An 18,299-nucleotide genomic window follows, 5' to 3' on the forward strand; every position below is an offset into this window, starting at 1 on the left:
GCCGCGAGTGCTGACACCGATTGACCTGCCATTTGTCCGAGGAGGGGAGCATGGCCATACAACGAACGATCACTCCGGTGGACGGCTCGGTCTACGTGGAGCGGGAGCAGGCCGATGCCGCCGGGGTCGAGGCGGCGCTGGCCCGGGCGGTCACGACACAGCGCGCCTGGCGCGAAGTGCCGATCATCGAGCGGGCCCGCTACTGTTCACGCATGGTGGATGCCTTCGTTGCCCGTCGCGATGCCCTGGCCGAAGAGCTCACCTGGCAGATGGGCCGGCCGATCGCCGCGGCCGGCGGCGAGATCGGCGGGTTCGAGGAGCGGGCGCGGGCCATGATCCGTATCGCCGAGGAGGCGCTGGCGCCCCTTCGCCTCGGCGAGAAACCCGGGTTCACGCGCTACATCACCCGAGAGCCCCTCGGCGTGTCGTTCGTCATCGCACCCTGGAACTTTCCCTACATGACCGCGGTGAACGCACTGGTGCCGGCGATCATGGCCGGCAACTGCGTGATCCTCAAGCACTCGGCCCAGACGCCACTGTGTGCCGAACGGCTGCAGCAGGCCTTCGACGAGGCCGGGTTGCCGGCGGGCGTGTTCCAGCACCTGCATCTCTCCCACGAGGCCACCGAGGCCCTGATCCGTGACCACCGGGTGAATCATGTCGCCTTCACCGGCTCGGTGGCGGGCGGGGCGATGGTGGAACGCAACGCCGCCGGACGCTTCATCGCCACCGGCCTGGAACTCGGCGGCAAGGATCCCGCCTATGTCCGCGCCGACGTCGATCTCGACACGGCGGTGGAGGGGGTGCTGGACGGCGCCTTCTTCAATTCGGGACAGAGCTGCTGCGGTATCGAGCGACTCTATGTCCACGAGTCGATCTTCGATGCCTTCATCGAGCGGGCCGTGGCCTGGGTGCGCCAGCTGAGGCTGGGCAATCCCACCGACCCCGCCACCACCCTGGGGCCGCTGGTGCGTCCGGCGGCGGCGGACTTCGTGCGTGGCCAGGTGGAGGAGGCGGTGGCGGCCGGGGCGAGGGCCTGGGTCGATCCCGGTGACTACCCCCTCTCCACGCCGGGCAGTGCCTACCTGGCGCCCCAGCTGCTGACCGGGGTCGATCACTCCATGCGCGTCATGACCGAGGAGAGCTTCGGCCCGGTGGTGGGTGTCATGCCGGTGGCCGATGACGACGAGGCCGTGGCGCTGATGAACGACAGTGCCTTCGGCCTCACCGCGGCGGTCTTCACCCGGGATATCGCCGCCGGCGAGGCCATCGCCCGGCGCCTCGAGGCTGGCACGGTGTTCACCAATCGCTGCGACTACCTGGACCCCGAACTGGCATGGACCGGCATCAAGCAGTCGGGCCGCGGCTGCACGCTCTCCCGCCTCGGCTACGAGACCCTGACCCGGCCCAAGTCCTTCCACCTCAAGCACGCCTGACGGCGGAGGTCACCATGAGCTTCGATCCCGACCGCTACACCATGAGCTGGAACTATCCGGCCCCCATCCTCACCGGCCCCGGGCGTATCCGTGAACTGCCCGGCCTGTGCCGGGAACAGGGCATGCGCGCCCCCCTGCTGGTCACCGACCCGGGCCTCGCCGGCCTGCCGATGGTGCGTGACATCGTCGACCAGGCGAGTGCCGAGGGGCTGGCCATCGCGGTGTTCAGCGACATCAAGGGCAACCCCACCGGCAAGAACGTCATGGACGGCGTGGCGGCCTTCAACGACGGCGGCCATGACGGGGTGATCGCCTTCGGCGGCGGCTCGGGGCTCGATGCCGCCAAGGCGGTGGCATTGATGGCGCGCCAGCGCGAGGGGCTGTCGCTATGGGCGCTGGAGGATGTCGGTGACAACTGGAGGAACGCGGAGGCGACCGCCATCGCCCCCTGTGTGGCGGTGCCCACCACCGCCGGAACCGGTTCGGAGGTGGGGCGCGCCTCGGTGATCACCGACGAGGCCGCACACGTCAAGCGGATCATCTTCCATCCGGGCATGGTGCCGACCCGGGTGATCCTGGATCCCGAGCTCACCACGGGGCTGCCCCCCGCGGTCACCGCCGCCACCGGCATGGATGCGCTCTCCCACTGCCTGGAGGCCTGGTGCTCGCCGCTCTACCACCCCATGGCCGAGGGGATCGCCGTCGAGGGCATGCGGCGGGTGCGCGACTACCTGCCACGGGCCTTCCGGGACGGCAGTGACCTCGAGGCACGGATGAACATGCTGGTGGCCTCGAGCATGGGAGCGACTGCCTTCCAGCGCGGGCTGGGGGCCATGCACGCCCTGGCCCATCCCCTCGGAGCGCTCTTCGATGCCCACCACGGCACCCTGAACGCCATCCTGATGCCCTATGTACTGCGCGCCAACGAGCGTGCCATCGGCGAGCCCATGGTCAGGCTGTCGCGCTACCTCGACCTCCCCCAGCCCGGCTCCGCGGCGGTGATCGACTGGGTGCTGGAGCTGCGTGAACGGCTGGGCATTCCCCACACGCTGGCGGCGCTGGACATCGACACCCGGCAGGCCGACAGGGTGGGGCGGATGGCGGTGGCCGACCCGTCATCGGGCAGCAATCCCGTCGACTTCGATGCCGAGGGCTACCGGGCGATCTTCGTCGCCGCGGTGGAAGGGCGGCTGTAGGGGTGGCATCCAGCGGCGGTGGTCGCGGGCGGCACGAGGACAAGGAGATTCGCCGATGCGCATAGGGCTTCTGCAGTGCGATGACGTGGCGCCGGAACTGCGCGGTACCCACGGCAACTATCCGGAGATGTTCGAGCGGCTCTTCCATCGGGTCGATCCCGGCCTCGAGTTCCGGGTCTGGCGCTGCCTCGACGGCGAGATTCCCGATGACGTCGATGCCGTGGATGCCTGGCTGACCACCGGCTCGAAGTTCGGCGTCAACGACGGGCTGGCCTGGGTCGACGCCCTGGAGGCCTTCGTGCGCAGGCTGTGGGTGGCGGGCAAGCCGCTGGTGGGCATCTGCTTCGGCCATCAGCTGATGGCCAGGGCCCTGGGGGGCGAGGTGGCGAAGAGCGCCAGGGGGTGGGGCGTGGGCCTGTCGTTCAACCGGGTCCTCGAACAGGCCGACTGGATGACGCCGTGGCAGGCGGGGCTCGACCTGGTGGTGAGCCACCAGGACCAGGTGGAGCGTCTGCCGCCCGGGGCCCGGGTGCTGGCGGGCAGCGACTTCTGCCCCTTCTACCTGATGCAGATGGGCGAGCACTTCCTCGGTGTGCAGGGCCACCCCGAGTTCAGCAAGGCCTACTCCCGCGACCTGATGGGGCTGCGTCGCGATCTGGTCGGCGACAACCGGGTGCGGGAGGGCAAGGCATCGCTCTCGGCCCCGGTGGACGATACCCTGATGGTGCGCTGGATCCTGAACTTCATGAAGCGTGCCATGGAGGGTGGTGGAGATGACGGCTGACACGTCCTGGCAGTGGCCCATGGTCGAGCTCGGCACCGATACGGCCAACCTGATCCTGCTGGGTATCATCCTGAGCTCGAGCATCTTCGCCGATGTCGTGGCCAGCCGTACCCGCCTGCCGCGCATCTCGCTGCTGGTCCTGGTGGGCGTCGGGGTGGCGGTCGTCCAGCAGTGGGGCCTGGGGGAATCCGGTGGCCGGCCACTGGATGGCCTGGGCGAGCCGCTGATCCGGGTGGCACTGGTGATGGTGGCCTTCCTGCTGGGGGGAGAGCTGACCCTGGAGCGGTTGCGCAGTACCGGTTCCCTCATCGTGATCGTGTCGCTGGCGGTCATCGCCACGGGGGTGCTGCTTGTCGGTGCCGGCCTGCTGCTGCTCGGCTTCCCGCTGGTGGTGGCGGTGAGCCTGGCCGCCATCTCGGTGGCCACCGACCCGGCGGCGGTCAGGGAGACGGTACGCGAGAGTGGTGACACGCGCTTCCGTGCCCGACTGCTGATGGGCATCGTGGCCATCGACGATGCCTGGGGAATCCTCGTCTTCGGGTTGGCCATGGCGCTGCTCGGCTGGCTGCTCTCCGCTGATGGCGGCCTGGCGCTGGTGCAGTCCGGATGGGAGCTGGGTGGTGCCCTGGTGGCCAACCTCTCCACCCATCACACCCGCTCGTTCAACGAGATCGAGCATATCGAGTGGCCCTTCCTGGTGTTCTTCTTCGTGCTCTCCGGGGCCAGCGTCGACCTGCGCCATCTCGACGAGGCGCTGTGGCTGACCCTCGCCTATATCGTGCTGCGCCTGGCGGGGCGCTACCTGGGCGGCCTGCTGGGGGTGCGCCTGGCCCGCCAGCGCCAGTCGGTGCTGCCGCGGGACATCGGCCTGGCGCTGACGCCCCAGGCCGGGGTCGCCATGGGCATGGCCCTGCTGGTGGCGGAGCGCTACCCGGCGCATGGGGCCGTGCTGCTCTCGGCGGTGGTGGCCTCCACCCTGGTATTCGAGATGGTGGGGCCACTGCTGGTACGGCGCGTGCTGCGCTGAATCAGTGGCGTGCCGGCCTGGTGTGCAGCAGCCGCAGGCCGTTGGCCACCACCATCAGGCTGGCGCCCATGTCGGCGAAGACCGCCATCCACAGGGTGGCATGGCCGGTGAAGGCCAGGACCATGAACACCGCCTTGATGCCCAGGGCCAGCGCGATGTTCTGCACCAGCACCGAACGCGTGGCGCGGGAGAGGTCCAGGAAGGTCACCAGCCGGCGCGGGTCGTCGTCCATCAGCGCCACGTCGGCGGTCTCGATGGCGGCGTCGCTGCCCAGGGCGCCCATGGCGAAGCCGATATCCGCACGCGCCAGGGCCGGGGCGTCGTTGATGCCGTCTCCCACCATGCCGGTGGGGCCCTCGGCGACGCGAGCCTCGATGATCGCCAGCTTCTCCTCCGGCAGCAGGGCACCGTGGGCCTCGTCGATGCCGGCCAGACGCGCCACCGCGGCGACGCTGTCCGGATGGTCGCCGCTGAGCACCAGGGTGCGGATGCCCCGCCGGTGCAGCGCCTCGATGGCCTCGCGGCTCTCCTCGCGCAGCGGGTCGGCCACGGCGAACAGGGCCAGGGCGCGGTCCTCCTCGCCGAGGATCACCAGGGTCTCGCCGCGCCCCCGGGACGCCTCGAGCCGAGATCTCAGGGCCGGGGTGACGGCACCGAATTCCTCGGCCAGGCGCTGGTTGCCTAGCCAGGCCCGGTGCCCCTCCCGGGTGGCGGTGACGCCGCGGCCGGGACGCTCGTCCATCGCCGCGACCTCCAGCGGGACGATGCCCTCCGCCTCGGCCGCCCGGGCCAGCGCCGCGGAGACCGGGTGGCCGGAGCGTGTCGCCAGCCCGGCGGCCAGGGCGCGCAGCGAGCGGCGCTCGGCGTCGTCCAGCGTCTCGTCGAGGGACTGCCAGTGGCCCTGTGTCGGCTCGCCCCGGGTGAGGGTGCCGGTCTTGTCGAAGGCCAGGGTACGCAGGCGGTGGCCCTGTTCGAGGAAGGTGCCGCCCTTGACCAGGATGCCGGCCCGGGCGGCGGCGGAGAGCCCGCTGACGATGGTCACCGGGGTGGAGATCACCAGCGCGCAGGGGCAGGCGATGACCAGCAGCACCAGGGCGCGGTAGATGCCCTCGAGCCAGCCGACCCCGAACAGCCAGGGCCAGGCGAGGCCCACCAGCACGGCGATGGCGAAGACCACCGGAGTATAGATGGCCGCGAAGCGATCGATGAAGCGCTGGGTCGGGGCACGCTGCCCCTGGGCCGCCTCCACGGCGTGGATGATGCGCGCCAGGGTGGTGTCGGAGGCCGGGCGGGTGGAGCGGCAGGTGAACTCGCGGCCCTGGTTGACGCTGCCGGCGAACACGCTGTCGCCGGGCCCCTTGTCCACCGGCAGGCTCTCGCCGGTGATCGGCGACTCGTCGAGGGTCGGGTGGCCCTCGACCACCTCGGCGTCCAGCGCCAGCCGCTCGCCGGGGCGCACCCGCAGCAGGCTGCCCGGGGCGACCTCGCCGGCCGCCTGCACGACGACGCGGCCATCCTCCTGGAGCACGCCGGCGGTCTCCGGGGCCAGGTCGAGCAGTTCGCGGATGGCATTCCGTGCCCGGCCCAGGGAGCGGGCCTCGATGCGCTCGGCCAGGGTGAACAGCACGATCACCATGGCGGCCTCGGCCCACTGGCCGATCAGCAGGGCACCGGTCACCGCCACGCTCATCAGGGCGTTGATGTTGAGGGTGCGATGGCGCAGGGCGATGAAGCCCTTCCGCCAGGTGGGCAGGCCGACCATGGCGATGGCCGCCAGGGCAAGCACGGCGGGCAGCCAGGGCGTGCCCAGCTCGATCCAGTCGCTCACCTCCGCGACCAGCGCGATCACCGCGGCGACGCCGAGCTTCCACCAGTTCTCGCGGGTGGTGGGCGCCTCGCTGCGCCGGGCCGGGTCGAGGGTTTCCGCGGTCATGCCGGTGGCGGCGATGCGCTGGCGCACCTGCTCCTCGTCGGCATCGCGGTGGTGGACCGTCAGCACGCGTCCCACGAGGTCGAACTCCAGCGCCTCGACGCCGGGGGTGCCCTCCAGGGCGCGGCGCAGCAGCGCCTCCTCGGTGGGGCAGTCCATGGCCTCGATGCGCAGGCGCAGGGCGCGGGCGTCCCGTGGCGGAGCGCTGGGCCGTTCCGGGGCGAGGGTGGTCGCGTGGCAGTTCGATCCGCAGGTTCTTTCGGTCATGGATGAGGCTCCGTGTCATCGTCTATGCTGATGACACACCCTGTAGTGGCTACAGGGTCAAGTCCCGAGGAGGTCCGATGAGAATCGGTGAGCTTGCCGCGGCCACCGGCTGCGCGGTGGAGACCATCCGCTACTACGAGCGCGAGGGGCTGCTGCCCGAGCCGGCACGCAGCGCGGCCAACTACCGGCTCTACGGCGAGCCCCACGCCCAGCGGCTGCGCTTCATTCGCCACTGCCGCGCGCTGGACATGACGCTCACCGAGATCCGCACGCTGCTCGATTACCACGACCATCCGCGCCAGCCGTGCGATGCGGTCAACGGCCTGATCGACGATCACCTGGCCCACGTCGAGGCGCGCATCGCCCAGCTCGAGGCGCTGCGTGACGCCCTGGTCATGCTGCGCTCGCGCTGCCAGGGTGCGGCCGACTCGGCCCACTGCGGCATCCTCCAGGAGCTGTCGCAGCCGCTGGGCGAGGAGGCCTTGGCCATGCCGGCCGAGGCCACCAGCCATGTGCCGGGGCCGCACCATGGCGGTGGGACGCGCTGACACCAAAGCGCCCCCGGCGATGGCCGGGGGCGGTAGTGGTTCAGAGGGGGCTTCAACGAGCGGCGAAGAGGACGGACTCCTCTTCGACTTGGCTACTCCTCGCCAAAGTACTTGGCGTGGATCTCGTCGTAGGTACCGTCCTCGCGCAGCGTGGCGAGCGCCTCGTTGAAGCGCTCGGCGAGGGCCTCGTCGCGCGGGCGGAAGGCGATGCCGAAGCCTTCGCCGAAGTACTCCTTGGGCTCGGTGATCGTCTCGCCGACCACCTTGTAGTCACGCTCGTCGCTATCGATCAGGGTCGACTTGCCCACCGGGAAGTCGAGGAAGACGATATCCAGGCGCTGGGCTTCCATGTCCAGCACCATGTCATCGGCGGTGGAGTAACGGTTGACCTCGGCCACGTCGCGGTAGAGGTCGGTGGCGTAGTTGTCCTGCAGGGTGCCGCGCTGCACGCCGATGGTCAGGCCCTCGAGGGCCTCCGGGGTGGGCTCGTCGATATCGAGGTCGGCCGGGGCGAACCAGGCGGAGGGCGGCGTGATGTAGGGGTCGGAGAAGAGGACGGTCTGGCGGCGTTCCTCGTTGATGGTCATCGACGACATGATGGCGTCGTACTTGCGCGACAGCAGGCCGGGGATGATGCCGTCCCACTCCTGCTCGATCCACTCGCAGGTCACGCCGATCTCCTCGCACAGGGCGTTGCCCAGCTCGATGTCGAAGCCGGTGAGCTCGCCTTCCGGGGTGCGGTACTCCATGGGCTCGTAGGGGACGTCGACGCCGAAGCGCACGTGGTCGTACTCGCGGGCCTGGGCCGTGCCGGCGGCCAGGGCCACGCCGAGGATCGATACGGTCAGCAGTTTCTTCATGGGTCGTTTCCTTGTTGTTTCCAAGTCACTGTTCAAGGGTGTCTTGTGGACATCATCGTCGACTCTAGCTCAGTCGTCGCCGGTGGGGAACGGGGGCGGCGATGCGCTGGCCAACGCTCGTTTGACGCCTTGTCGTCAGGCCGGTTTCAGGTGCGCCAGCAGCTTCTTCTCCAGGTAGCGGAAGAAGTAGAGGATGGCGAACGTCAGGCAGAGATAGATCAGCGCCACGAAGATGAAGGCCTCGAAGGGGGCGTAGTAGCGCGCATAGACGAAGCGCGCCGCCCCGGTGAGGTCCATCAGGGTGACCACGCTGGCAATCGCGCTGGCGTGCAGCATGAAGATCACCTCGTTGCCGTAGGCCGGCAGCGCGCGGCGGAAGGCGCTGGGCAGGATGATGCGGCGCATCATCAGCGCCTGCGACATGCCGTAGGCGCGCGCTGCCTCGATCTCGCCGCGCGGCGTGGCCTTGATGGCGCCGCGGAAGATCTCGGTGGTGTAGGCGGCGGTGTTGAGGGTGAAGGCGATCAGCGCCGGGTAGAAGGCCTCGCGGAGCATCGGCCACAGGAAGGTCTCCTGGATGCCCTCCACGAACACCACGCCGTAGTAGATGATGTAGAGCTGCACGAGCAGCGGCGTGCCGCGAAACACGTAGGTGTAGGCATAGATCGGCAGGCTGATCCAGCGGTGGCGCGAGCTGCGCCCGATGGCCAGCGGCACGGCCATCACCAGGCCGATCACGAGTGACAGGAAGACCAGCTGGCTGGTGGTGACCAGCCCCTCCCAGTAGTAGCCCAGGGTCTGCGGCGTGAAGATCACGTTGCCTTCCAGCAGGGCGGCAAGCCATTGGTTGATCATGTCCATGTCAGTGCTCCCCGAAGCCGACGTTGTAGCGCATCTGGAGCCGCAGGAAGATCCACTCCGAGAGGCTGGCGATCAGCAGGTAGATGAGTGCCACGGGGATCAGGAAGGTGAAGGGTTCGTGGGTGGCGCGCGAGGCTTCCGCGGCCACGCGCACCATGTCGGAGAGGCCGATCACCGAGACCAGGGCGGTGGTCTTGAGCAGCACCATCCAGTTGTTGGAGAGTCCCGGCAGGGCGTGGCGCATCATCAGCGGGAAGCGGATGCGCCGGAACACCAGCCAGGGGCTCATGCCGTAGGCCTTGGCGGCCTCGATCTGGCCGTGGTCCACGGCCATGAAGGCGCCGCGGAAGGTCTCGCCCATGTAGGCGCCGAAGATGAAGCCGATGGTGAGCACGCCCGCGACGAAGGCGTTGAGGTCGAGGTACCAGTCCACCCCGAAGCGGTCGTAGAGCATGTCGGTGATCGCGTTGAGCCCCATCTGGCCGCCGAAGAACAGCAGCATCATCAGCACCAGGTCCGGCACCCCGCGGATCAGCGTGGTGTAGAGGGTGGCGATCCGGTGCAGCAGCCAGCTGCGCGACATCTTGGCGCTGGCGGTGAGCAGCCCCAGCACGATGGCCAGGGCCAGCGAGAGCACCGCCAGCTGGATGGTGACCCCGGCGCCCTCGAGCAGCCGCGGGCCGTAGCCGTGAAGATCGAGCATCTCCGTTCCCTTCCGTGCGTGAGCGTCGGTACACGACGCCTCAGTATTTGGGCGCCAGGAACTGCCTGAGGCGCGGCGACTGCGGGTTGCCCAGCACCTCATCGGGCGGGCCGGCTTCCTCCACCACCCCCTGGTGCAGGTAGATCACCTGGCTGGAGACATCCCGGGCGAAGCCCATCTCGTGGGTCACCACCACCATGGTGCGCCCCTCGGCGGCCAGGTCGCGCATCACCTTGAGCACGTCGCCGACCAGCTCCGGGTCCAGGGCGGAGGTGGGCTCGTCGAACAGCATCACTTCCGGGTCCATGGCCAGCGCCCGGGCGATGGCGCCGCGCTGCTGCTGGCCGCCGGACATCTGCGCCGGGTAGGCGTCGGCGCGCTCGGAAAGGCCGACGCGCTCGAGGAGGGAGCGGGCGTGCGCGACGGCCTCCCGCTTCGACTTGCCGAGCACATGGACCGGGGCCTCGATGACGTTCTCGAGCAGGGTCATGTGGGCCCAGAGATTGAAGCTCTGGAACACCATGGAGAGCCTGGCGCGCATGCGTACCACCTGCTTCCAGTCGGCCGGCTCGCGGCCGTGACGGGTCTGCTTGAAGCGGATCTCCTCGCCGTGGACGATCAGGTCGCCCTCGTCGGGCTGCTCGAGCAGGTTCATGCAGCGCAGGAAGGTACTCTTGCCGGAGCCGGAGGCTCCGATCAGGGTGATGACGTCACCCTTTCGGGCCTTCAGGGAGAGGCCCTTGAGGACTTCGGTGTCGCCGAAGCGCTTCTTGATGTTGCGCACTTCCAGCGGGATCGGGGTATCGGCCATGGAACGGGCTCCAGGTCAGGTAAGGTCGCCACGGGCGACGCGCCGGCACGGACAAGTGGCGCGAAAAGGGGGCGATTCTAGCAGCCCGTCGGGATTTCGACAGCGAGGCGTCGATGGAGAGGTATTCGACTTTGGTAGAAAAAGTGGCGAGTCTTCGTCATGATGTTATCTCCGGGTTGTTGTAGTTTTTCGATAATTTCATCTATGTCCAGGCGGATTGTCCGCAGGATCCTGTGCGTGGCGATCAGGTTTCCGGTGCCGGTGCGGGGCTGACGAGCAGTGCCGCCCGTGCCCCCAGCTCGACAGCGGCATTGGGGAAGACCACCCGTATCGGCGTCTCGCCGACCCGGGTAGCGCCGGCGCGGGCGTCCTCGGCCAGCAGGGTCCCGGGAGCGAACTCGGTGAAGTTGGGCGTGTCGTCGGGAAAACAGAGCCGAAACGCCTCGGCCTCGCGCATCAGTTCATGCTCCACCCTGAAGTAGGCCATCTGCCCGGGGTCGCCGGCGACCGGCTCCTTCCCGGCGATCAGCGCATCGAGCAGGCGCCCCAGCGGCGCCAGGGCCGCCAGGTCATTGTGGCCGAAGGGGAGGGCGCGTCCGAGCTCGACGGTGAAGGCCTGGGCGCCATGATAATGCTTCGAGTAGTGGGAGAAGGTCCAGCTGTGGCGATGCTGGTGGAGTACCGCCTGGATGCCGGCGGCGGCGAGCCAGCGCCACTGCTCGGGGGTCACCGCCGTCCCGGCGAAGGGGCTGACCACGAAGCGCGGGTAGCGGCTGTCGCGGATCGCCGTGTGAAGGTCATAGTGCAGGAGAGGCAGGTCGTCGTGACGGACGTGGAAGTCGTCCACGGCGGCCATCAGCTCCCGGGCGCGGTCCGGCTCCATGCCGGTCTCGGCCAGGTCGCGCTGGAAGAGCCGGTTGAGGTTGGTGCCGACGAAGCGCTCGCCCCGGCGGATCGCCTCCAGGTTGCCCAGGATCACCAGCACCGGGGCGCCCAGCCGGCTCAGTCCGGCCTCGAGTCGGGCCAGGCTGTCGCCGAGCAGCTCGATGGGGGCGGTCTCGTTGCCGTGGATGCCCACCGAGAGGATGCAGGCGTGGGCAGCATCGCCCCGGCGATCCGGGATCAGCTCGAGCAGGCCCGGGCCGCGGAGGGTGAACCTCCCGCCGGACACCCGGCCCCCGTCGGCTGCCGGGGCGCCTTCGAGGCTGTTTGCGATCCATTCATTCAGCATGGCGCCCTCGCCGGGTCGGGCCAGCGAGATGGCCGCCATGGGATGATCGTATGTCGTGCATGGAGTACCCGTGTTGATCCTGTTCGGTCTGGCGACACCATCCCGAGTGGCCGCTCGTGCCACAAGCCCCGGGGTCGGCCTGGTGTAAGCCCGGGTGCGATATTGAAATTCCGGCTCGTTGCCGGTCGGCACGGGCCTCGCCCGGCTCCACCGCGAGCGGTGCGTCCATCGTGCAGGCCGCGAGGGCGGGGCGTGACCTTTGCAGGATGGGGAAGGGCGTGACGCTGCGCTAGACTGTCCGCCTGCCGGATGCCAGGACGCCGCCATGATCGACCATGCCCGCCACCTCCAGGACCACTATGATGCCCACGCCGCCGGTGACGGGGAAAGCCTGGTGCAGCGTGTCTGCGCCGCCTTCCTGGCCGCCGGCTGCGATCCGGACGCTCTCTCGCTGGACGAGGTGGCCGGCATCGACCAGCTGCACCTGGGTGGTCGCCGTGCCAGCCGCTCGCTGGCGGACCTGGGCGTGCTGCGCCCGGGCGAGCGGGTGCTGGACGTGGGCTGTGGTACCGGCGGTGCCAGCCGTCTGCTGGCGGCGGAGTATGGCTGCGAGGTCATCGGGGTGGACATCACCCCGGCCTTCGTCGAGCTGGCCGACTGGCTGAGCGCCGCCACCGGCCAGGCCGACCACACCCGCTTCCTGTGTGCCGATGCGGCGCTGACCCCGCTGCCCGATGCCAGTGTCGACATCGTCTGGTGCCAGCATGCGCTGATGAACATGCCGGATGTGCCCGGTGTGCTGGCGGAGTGGCGGCGCCTGCTGGTGCCCGGCGGACGGGTGCTGCTGCACGAGGTGGTGGCCGGGGACAACCCGGCGCCGCTGGTGCTGCCGGTGCCCTGGGCGCGAACGGCCGCGACCAGCCACCTCCAGTGCCGCGAGGCGCTGGAGGCCAGCCTGGCAGGCGCGGGTTTCTCGCCCCTGGTGGTGCGCGACGTGACCGACGCCGCGCTGGCCTGGCGGCAGAAGCATGCCCGCCGGGAGGCGGGCGAGGAGGTCGCCGGCGTGTCACTGCCCGGTCCGGCGCTGATCTTCGGCAAGGTGTTCCCGACGATGGGTCGCAACCTGCGTGACAACCTGGCCGCCGGGAAGGTGCGCATCCTGGAAGGCGCCTGGCGCCTGGAATGACGCGCAGGAAGTGCCGCGGCGGGAGATCCCGCCACGGCTCGGATCAGCGGCTGTCCTGCATGCTGACGTAGCGGGGCCTGCGCACCAGGTAGCTGAGCGGATGCAGCACCAGCCAGGCGGCGATCGCCAGGCCGATGACGGCACCGATCATGGCCGCCCAGTCGAAGACGGTGGCCACGTAGGAGAGCCGCGAGTGGGTGAACAGGGGGATCCACCACAGCCCCGAGAGGCCCACGGCCAGGGCGGCCAGGTTGGCCCCCAGGCAACGGTACTGGAGGGCGCGGTAGCCGCGCAGGCGGGCGATCAGCTGAACGCCGATCAGCACCGCCAGGGCGCCCAGGATCAGCCCCAGGAAGGGCGCCAGGGCATACATCAGGATGGTCAATGCTCCGGATACGGTCATGGTCGTCTCTCCTCAGGCCTGGCCTTCGAGCACGGCGTAGTAGGCCGGCTGCAGCATGCGATCCTTCATCACCCAGACCGCCCAGGATTCTTCCCGCGGATCGATGAAGGGGAAGGAGGGCAGGAAGGCCAGGTTGTCGTCATAGCCGAACTCCACCAGCATCGCCTTGCCGATGCCGGTGATCATCGGGCAGGAGGTGTAGCCATTGTGGCGGGCGGGCAGCGCCTGCCCCTGGATCTGCGCGACCAGGTTGTCGGCCACGATGGGCGCCTGGGCCTTGACGCTGGCGGCGGTCTTGTTGATCGGCGCGCCGATCACGTCGCCGATGCCGAACACCTCCGGATAGCGGTTGTGCTGCAGGGTGTGGATGTCCACGTCCAGCCACTCGCCGCGGAAGGGGCCATCCAGGGCGATCAGGTCGCTCTGCTTGACGAAGTCCGGCGCACTCATCGGCGGTACCACGTGGATGAAGTCGTAGTCGGCGACCACCTTGCGCTCGCCCTCCCGGGAGAACTCCGCCTCCCGCAGCTGATGGTGCGAAGTGAACTCGCTGTCCGGGCCGACGAAGGTGAACTCCGCCTGACGCGCGCCGGGATCGATGGCGGAGAGCCGGTAGTGGTGAAGGCGGTTGACGCCCTGGTCGTCGAAGCGCTGCTTGACGAAGTCGTTGATGAAGGGCTGGCTGAACAGCGCTCCGCCGGGCGCCATGAAGTCCACCTGGTAGTCGTCGCGGCGACCGGTCTCCTCGAGCCGCGAGAGCGTGGTGAAGGTCATCTTCAGCGGCGCACCGGCGCACTTCACCGGCGTGGGCGCCGCGGTGAAGATGCCCTTGCCACCGCCCTTGGCGATCCAGGCGTCGATGGCGTCACGGGTGCGGGTCGCGCCCTCGATGCTGGCATAGACGCTGCCGATGCCGTTGGTGCCGACCAGGTCAGGCGACATGCCGTCGATCAGGTGGTAGTTGAGCTGCAGGCCGGTGGCCACGACCAGGTAGTCGTACTCGAGCTGGCGTCCGCTGGCGAGCTCGACACGACGGTTCTCGGCATCGATGCCGGCGGCCGGCTCGCGCACCCAGTCGATACCGGAAGGCACGAACTGGGCGTTGGGACGCATGGTCTTGTCGGGGTTCCAGACGCCGGAGGCGACCAGTGTCCAGCCCGGCTGGTAGTGGTGTGTCTCGCGCGGCTCGATCATGGTGATACGGGCACCGTCGAGACGACTGGACAGGCGGTTGGCCATGGCCATGCCGGCGGCACCGCCGCCGATGATGACGATGCGGGCATTGGTGGAAACGCTCCTGGCATGCAGCCCGGTGGGCAGCAGCAGGCCAGCGGCGCCGGCGCCGAGCCCCAGCTTCAGCAGCTGGCGCCGGTCGAGGCGGACGGGTTGCAGAGGGTAACGGGGCATGAGGCGGCTCCTGCGTATCGGGTCAGGCACTGTCATCAAAATATTATATGCTTATAACCCATATTTTATAACCCAGCCTTAATCAAATGACACCACCTTCCTTGGTCTGCGGCAATCTGACGCATGGTATCGGGGCGCCTTTTCCCCGGTTCGTTGATCCGCATCAGGTCCATCCTGCCCGGCTCAGCCATACTTCCGGAAGGCCGGGGGCGTGAGGCATCCCTCTGCCCATGCAGGGAGGGGAGGCGATGAATCACGAACGATGGGCCGGGTGGCTGGCAGCGGCGGTGATGGCCGTGCTGCTGGTGTCCGGGGCACATGCCAGCACGGCGGACCACAGCCGGTTCGAGGCGCTGCAGGGGCCCTTTACCAGCGGCGAGGAGGTCACCGAGGCCTGCCTGGGCTGCCACACCGAGGCGGCTTCGGAGGTGATGGAGACCCGCCACTGGACCTGGGAGTACCACAACCCGGTGAGTGGAGAGCGGCTCGGCAAGAAGAGCATGCTCAACGGCTTCTGCATCGCCGACCGCTCCAACGAGGCCTTCTGCCACGCGTGCCATGTGGGCTATGGCTGGGAGGACGACAGCTTCGACTTCACCAACCCCTTCAAGGTGGACTGCCTGGCCTGCCACAACACCGGAGACTACAGGAAGGTGCCGGGCCTGGCGGGGCACCCCGCCTACGAGCTGACCGAGTATCCCCCGGGATCGGGCACCTTCCACGAGCCCACCGATCTCGAGGCGGTGGCGCAGAGTGTCGGGCCCACCTCGCGCCAGACCTGTGGCAGCTGCCATTTCTATGGTGGTGGCGGTGACGGCGTGAAGCATGGTGACCTGGACTCCTCGCTGGTGGATGCCCACCGTGACCTCGATGTGCACATGGCCACCGATGGCCTGGATTTCACCTGCAGCAGCTGTCACCGGACGGAAAGCCATGCCGTGCCGGGTAGCCGTATCCAGGTGTCGGCGGCCGATGCCAACCGTGCCATCCTGCGGGGCGAGCCCACCGACCGGAATCCGGCCACCTGCCAGGCCTGCCATGGCGACACGCCCCACGAGTCGGGCGCCATGGCCCAGCGCCTCAACGAGCACACCCGCACCCTGGCCTGCCAGACCTGCCATATCCCGGCCTTCGCCCGCGGCGGCGTGCCCACCAAGATGGGCTGGGACTGGTCGACGGGTGGCCAGCTGGACGAGGAGGGCCGGCCCTTCCAGCGCCGGGACGAGAACGGCCATGTCATCTATGACAGCAGGAAGGGCGATTTCGTGCTGGGCGAGAACGTGGTCCCCGAGTACCTCTGGTTCAACGGCGACACCACCTTCACCACCACGGAGACCGTCATCGACCCCGACGCCGCGCCGGTGGCGATCAACACCTACCACGGCACCCCGGGGGGGGAGGACTCGCGGATCTGGCCGGTGAAGCGCTTCCACGGCAAGCAGCCCTACGACAGCGTGCACAACACCCTGCTGGTGCCCCATGTCGCGCTCCCCGATGACACCGCCTTCTGGTTCAACTTCGACTGGGACCTGGCGCTGGAGGCAGGCACCGAGGCCGCCGGCCAGCCCTTCAGCGGCGAGTACGACTTCGTCGAGACCACCATGCTGTGGCCCATCACCCACATGGTGGCCCCCGGCGAGCAGGCACTCGGCTGTGCCGCCTGCCATGCCGCCGAGGGCCGGCTCGCCGGCGTGGAGGGGGTATGGATGCCGGGCCGCGACCGTCACCAGCTGCTCGATCGCTTCGGCTTCGGCCTGGCCGGCCTGATGCTGCTGGGCGTGGTCGGTCACGGCGCCCTGCGTTTCGCCAACCGGAATCGGCGCAAGGAGCCCTGACATGAGCCAGCGGATCTATCTCTTCACCCGTTTCGAACGGTTCTGGCACTGGGCCCAGGCCGCCCTGGTGATCATCCTCCTGATCAGCGGCTTCGCCATCCGCGGCGTTCATGAGCTGATCCCCTTCGGTCCGGCGGTGCGGATCCACGAGACGGCGGCCTGGCTGCTGATCGGGCTCTGGGTGTTCGCCATCTTCTGGCACTTCACCACCGGGCAGTGGAAGCACTACATCCCGACCCTGACGAACATCGACGCCATGGTGCGCTACTACGCCTGGGGCATCTTCACGGGCGCTCCCCATCCCTACAAGGTGACCGTGGAGCGCAAGCACAACCCGCTGCAGCGCCTGGCCTACCTGGGGGTCAAGCTGGTGATCAACCCCCTGGTCTGGGTGTCGGGCCTGCTCTACCTGTTCTGGGGCAGCGTGCGCGACAGCGTGCCGGCCTTCCTGGGCCTGGAGCAGGTGGCCGGGCTGCACGCCCTGGGCGCCTTCCTGATGCTGGCCTTCCTGATCATCCACGTCTACCTGTCCACTGCCGGCCACACGCCGCTGGCCCATATCAAGGCGATGATCACCGGCTGGGAGGAGGTCCATGACGAGAGCGAGGTCAAGCGCCCGCCTCGCGGCTCCTGAGCCGCGGCCCCCACGACGACGGCCACCGCCAGGGCGGTGGCCGTCGTGCTTTCGGCAGGCCGCGGCTCAGCCGCTGATGCGCTCGGCGATGGCCTGGCCGAGGGTTTCGGTAGTGCCGGTACCGCCGATGTCCGGGGTCAGCACCGTCGGGCCGGCGTCGGCCAGCACCGCCTCGAAGGCGTCGACGATCGCCTGGCCGGCCTCCTGGTGACCCAGGTGCTCGAGCATCATGGCTCCCGACCAGATCTGGCCGATGGGGTTGGCGATGCCGCGCCCGGCGATGTCCGGGGCACTGCCGTGGACCGGCTCGAACAGGCTGGGGAAGTCACCCTCGGGGTTGATGTTGGCCGAGGGCGCCACGCCGATGGTGCCGGTGCAGGCCGGGCCCAGGTCGGAGAGGATGTCGCCGAACAGGTTGCTGGCCACCACCACGTCGAACCAGTCGGGGTGCATGACGAAGTTGGCGGTCAGGATGTCGATATGGAACTGGTCGACGCTGACGTCCGGATAGCCGCCGGCCATGGCCTTCACCCGCTCGTCCCACCAGGGCATGGTGATGGAGATGCCGTTGGACTTGGTGGCCGAGGTGAGCTTTTTTCGAGGGCGGGAGGCCGCCAGTTCGTAGGCGTACTTCAGTACCCGGTCGACCCCCACGCGGGTCATCACCGTTTCCTGGATCACCACCTCGCGGTCGGTGCCCTCGAACATCTTGCCGCCGATGCTGGAGTACTCGCCCTCGGTGTTCTCGCGAACCACGTAGAAGTCGATGTCGCCGGGCTTGCGATCGGCCAGCGGGCTCTTGATGCCCGGCAGCAGCTTGCAGGGGCGCAGGTTGATGTACTGGTCGAACTGGCGGCGGAACTGCAGCAGTGACCCCCACAGGGAAACGTGGTCCGGCACCTTCTCCGGCCAGCCCACGGCACCGTAGAAGATGGCATCGAAATCCTTGAGCTGGTCGAACCAGTCGTCGGGCAGCATCTTGCCATGCTTGAGGTAGTAGTCGCAGCAGGCGAAATCGAAGTGCTCCAGGCGCAGGTCGATGTCGAAACGCCTGGCGGCGGCTTCCAGGGCGCGCAGCCCCTCGGGCATCACTTCGGTGCCGATGCCATCACCGGGGATCACGGCGATACGGTGGGTCATGAAGGGTTCCTCTGGGCTTGGCTGGGTGTCGCAGCCAGTC

General features: G+C 68.8%; 17 protein-coding genes. 8 read left to right on the top strand and 9 right to left on the bottom strand.

Features of this window, described 5'->3' with window-relative positions; all coding sequences use genetic code 11:
• Positions 1-50 precede the first annotated feature (50 nt).
• The 4 genes from ACOMD9_RS05195 to ACOMD9_RS05210 are packed head-to-tail and all read left to right on the top strand — an operon-like array spanning position 51 to position 4,443.
• Positions 51-1,436 (top strand): aldehyde dehydrogenase family protein, encoded by a 1,386-nt coding sequence (locus ACOMD9_RS05195; RefSeq protein WP_421412534.1) that lies wholly within the window; start codon positions 51-53, stop codon positions 1,434-1,436.
• A 14-nt stretch (positions 1,437-1,450) separates the two neighbouring features.
• Positions 1,451-2,632 carry an iron-containing alcohol dehydrogenase gene (locus ACOMD9_RS05200; protein ID WP_421412536.1) on the top strand — a complete coding sequence of 394 codons (1,182 nt, stop codon included), beginning with the start codon at positions 1,451-1,453 and terminating at the stop codon, positions 2,630-2,632.
• A 55-nt stretch (positions 2,633-2,687) separates the two neighbouring features.
• Complete coding sequence (locus ACOMD9_RS05205) at positions 2,688-3,416, top strand: glutamine amidotransferase-related protein (protein WP_421412538.1); 729 nt, start codon at positions 2,688-2,690, stop codon at positions 3,414-3,416.
• Positions 3,406-4,443, top strand: a complete 1,038-nt coding sequence (locus tag ACOMD9_RS05210; RefSeq protein WP_421412540.1) for a cation:proton antiporter — start codon at positions 3,406-3,408, stop codon at positions 4,441-4,443. The genes ACOMD9_RS05205 and ACOMD9_RS05210 overlap by 11 nt, the downstream gene beginning before the upstream one ends.
• A gap of 1 nt (position 4,444) precedes the next feature.
• Here the strand turns inward: ACOMD9_RS05210 and ACOMD9_RS05215 are convergent, their stop codons facing one another.
• A complete protein-coding gene (locus ACOMD9_RS05215; protein WP_421412542.1) occupies positions 4,445-6,640 on the bottom strand; it encodes a heavy metal translocating P-type ATPase in 2,196 nt (731 codons plus the stop codon).
• Between the two features lie 77 nt (positions 6,641-6,717).
• On the opposite strand from ACOMD9_RS05215, the gene cadR reads away from it, so the two are divergent.
• Positions 6,718-7,188, top strand: coding sequence for a Cd(II)/Pb(II)-responsive transcriptional regulator (cadR, locus tag ACOMD9_RS05220; protein WP_421412544.1), 471 nt, complete (start codon positions 6,718-6,720; stop codon positions 7,186-7,188).
• Between the two features lie 92 nt (positions 7,189-7,280).
• Here cadR and ACOMD9_RS05225 read toward each other — a convergent pair whose 3' ends face one another.
• The 5 genes from ACOMD9_RS05225 to ACOMD9_RS05245 form a co-directional block, all read right to left on the bottom strand.
• Entirely contained in the window at positions 7,281-8,048 is a 768-nt protein-coding gene (locus tag ACOMD9_RS05225) for a transporter substrate-binding domain-containing protein (protein WP_421412546.1), read from the bottom strand.
• Positions 8,049-8,183: 135 nt separating this feature from the next.
• Positions 8,184-8,909 carry an ABC transporter permease gene (locus tag ACOMD9_RS05230; protein WP_421412548.1) on the bottom strand — a complete coding sequence of 242 codons (726 nt, stop codon included), beginning with the start codon at positions 8,907-8,909 and terminating at the stop codon, positions 8,184-8,186.
• Between the two features lies 1 nt (position 8,910).
• Positions 8,911-9,612: an ABC transporter permease gene (locus ACOMD9_RS05235; protein ID WP_421412550.1), complete on the bottom strand. Its 702-nt coding sequence runs from the start codon at positions 9,610-9,612 to the stop codon at positions 8,911-8,913.
• 40 nt (positions 9,613-9,652) lie between these two features.
• On the bottom strand, positions 9,653-10,423 hold the full coding sequence (locus ACOMD9_RS05240; protein ID WP_421412552.1) for an ABC transporter ATP-binding protein: 771 nt from the start codon (positions 10,421-10,423) through the stop codon (positions 9,653-9,655).
• Between the two features lie 244 nt (positions 10,424-10,667).
• The gene (locus tag ACOMD9_RS05245) at positions 10,668-11,654 is read right to left on the bottom strand and encodes a succinylglutamate desuccinylase (RefSeq protein WP_421412671.1); all 987 of its coding nucleotides are present in this window, start codon (positions 11,652-11,654) and stop codon (positions 10,668-10,670) included.
• 325 nt (positions 11,655-11,979) lie between these two features.
• Here ACOMD9_RS05245 and ACOMD9_RS05250 point away from each other — a divergent pair, with 325 nt between their 5' ends.
• On the top strand, positions 11,980-12,840 hold the full coding sequence (locus ACOMD9_RS05250) for a class I SAM-dependent methyltransferase (protein WP_421412554.1): 861 nt from the start codon (positions 11,980-11,982) through the stop codon (positions 12,838-12,840).
• 43 nt (positions 12,841-12,883) lie between these two features.
• On the opposite strand, the gene ACOMD9_RS05255 is transcribed toward ACOMD9_RS05250, so the two are convergent.
• Both ACOMD9_RS05255 and ACOMD9_RS05260 read right to left on the bottom strand, forming a co-directional pair.
• The gene (locus ACOMD9_RS05255; RefSeq protein ID WP_421412556.1) at positions 12,884-13,243 is read right to left on the bottom strand and encodes a hypothetical protein; all 360 of its coding nucleotides are present in this window, start codon (positions 13,241-13,243) and stop codon (positions 12,884-12,886) included.
• Between the two features lie 12 nt (positions 13,244-13,255).
• Positions 13,256-14,650 carry an NAD(P)/FAD-dependent oxidoreductase gene (locus ACOMD9_RS05260; protein WP_421412558.1) on the bottom strand — a complete coding sequence of 465 codons (1,395 nt, stop codon included), beginning with the start codon at positions 14,648-14,650 and terminating at the stop codon, positions 13,256-13,258.
• Between the two features lie 248 nt (positions 14,651-14,898).
• On the opposite strand from ACOMD9_RS05260, the gene ACOMD9_RS05265 reads away from it, so the two are divergent.
• A complete protein-coding gene (locus ACOMD9_RS05265; RefSeq protein WP_421412560.1) occupies positions 14,899-16,485 on the top strand; it encodes a tetrathionate reductase family octaheme c-type cytochrome in 1,587 nt (528 codons plus the stop codon).
• A gap of 1 nt (position 16,486) precedes the next feature.
• Positions 16,487-17,119 carry a cytochrome b/b6 domain-containing protein gene (locus ACOMD9_RS05270; RefSeq protein ID WP_421412562.1) on the top strand — a complete coding sequence of 211 codons (633 nt, stop codon included), beginning with the start codon at positions 16,487-16,489 and terminating at the stop codon, positions 17,117-17,119.
• 66 nt (positions 17,120-17,185) lie between these two features.
• Here ACOMD9_RS05270 and ACOMD9_RS05275 read toward each other — a convergent pair whose 3' ends face one another.
• On the bottom strand, positions 17,186-18,259 hold the full coding sequence (locus ACOMD9_RS05275; protein WP_421412564.1) for a tartrate dehydrogenase: 1,074 nt from the start codon (positions 18,257-18,259) through the stop codon (positions 17,186-17,188).
• Positions 18,260-18,299 lie beyond the last annotated feature (40 nt).

Source organism: Halomonas terrestris (assembly GCF_049166755.1).
In the GTDB taxonomy this organism is placed as follows: Bacteria; Pseudomonadota; Gammaproteobacteria; order Pseudomonadales; family Halomonadaceae; genus Halomonas.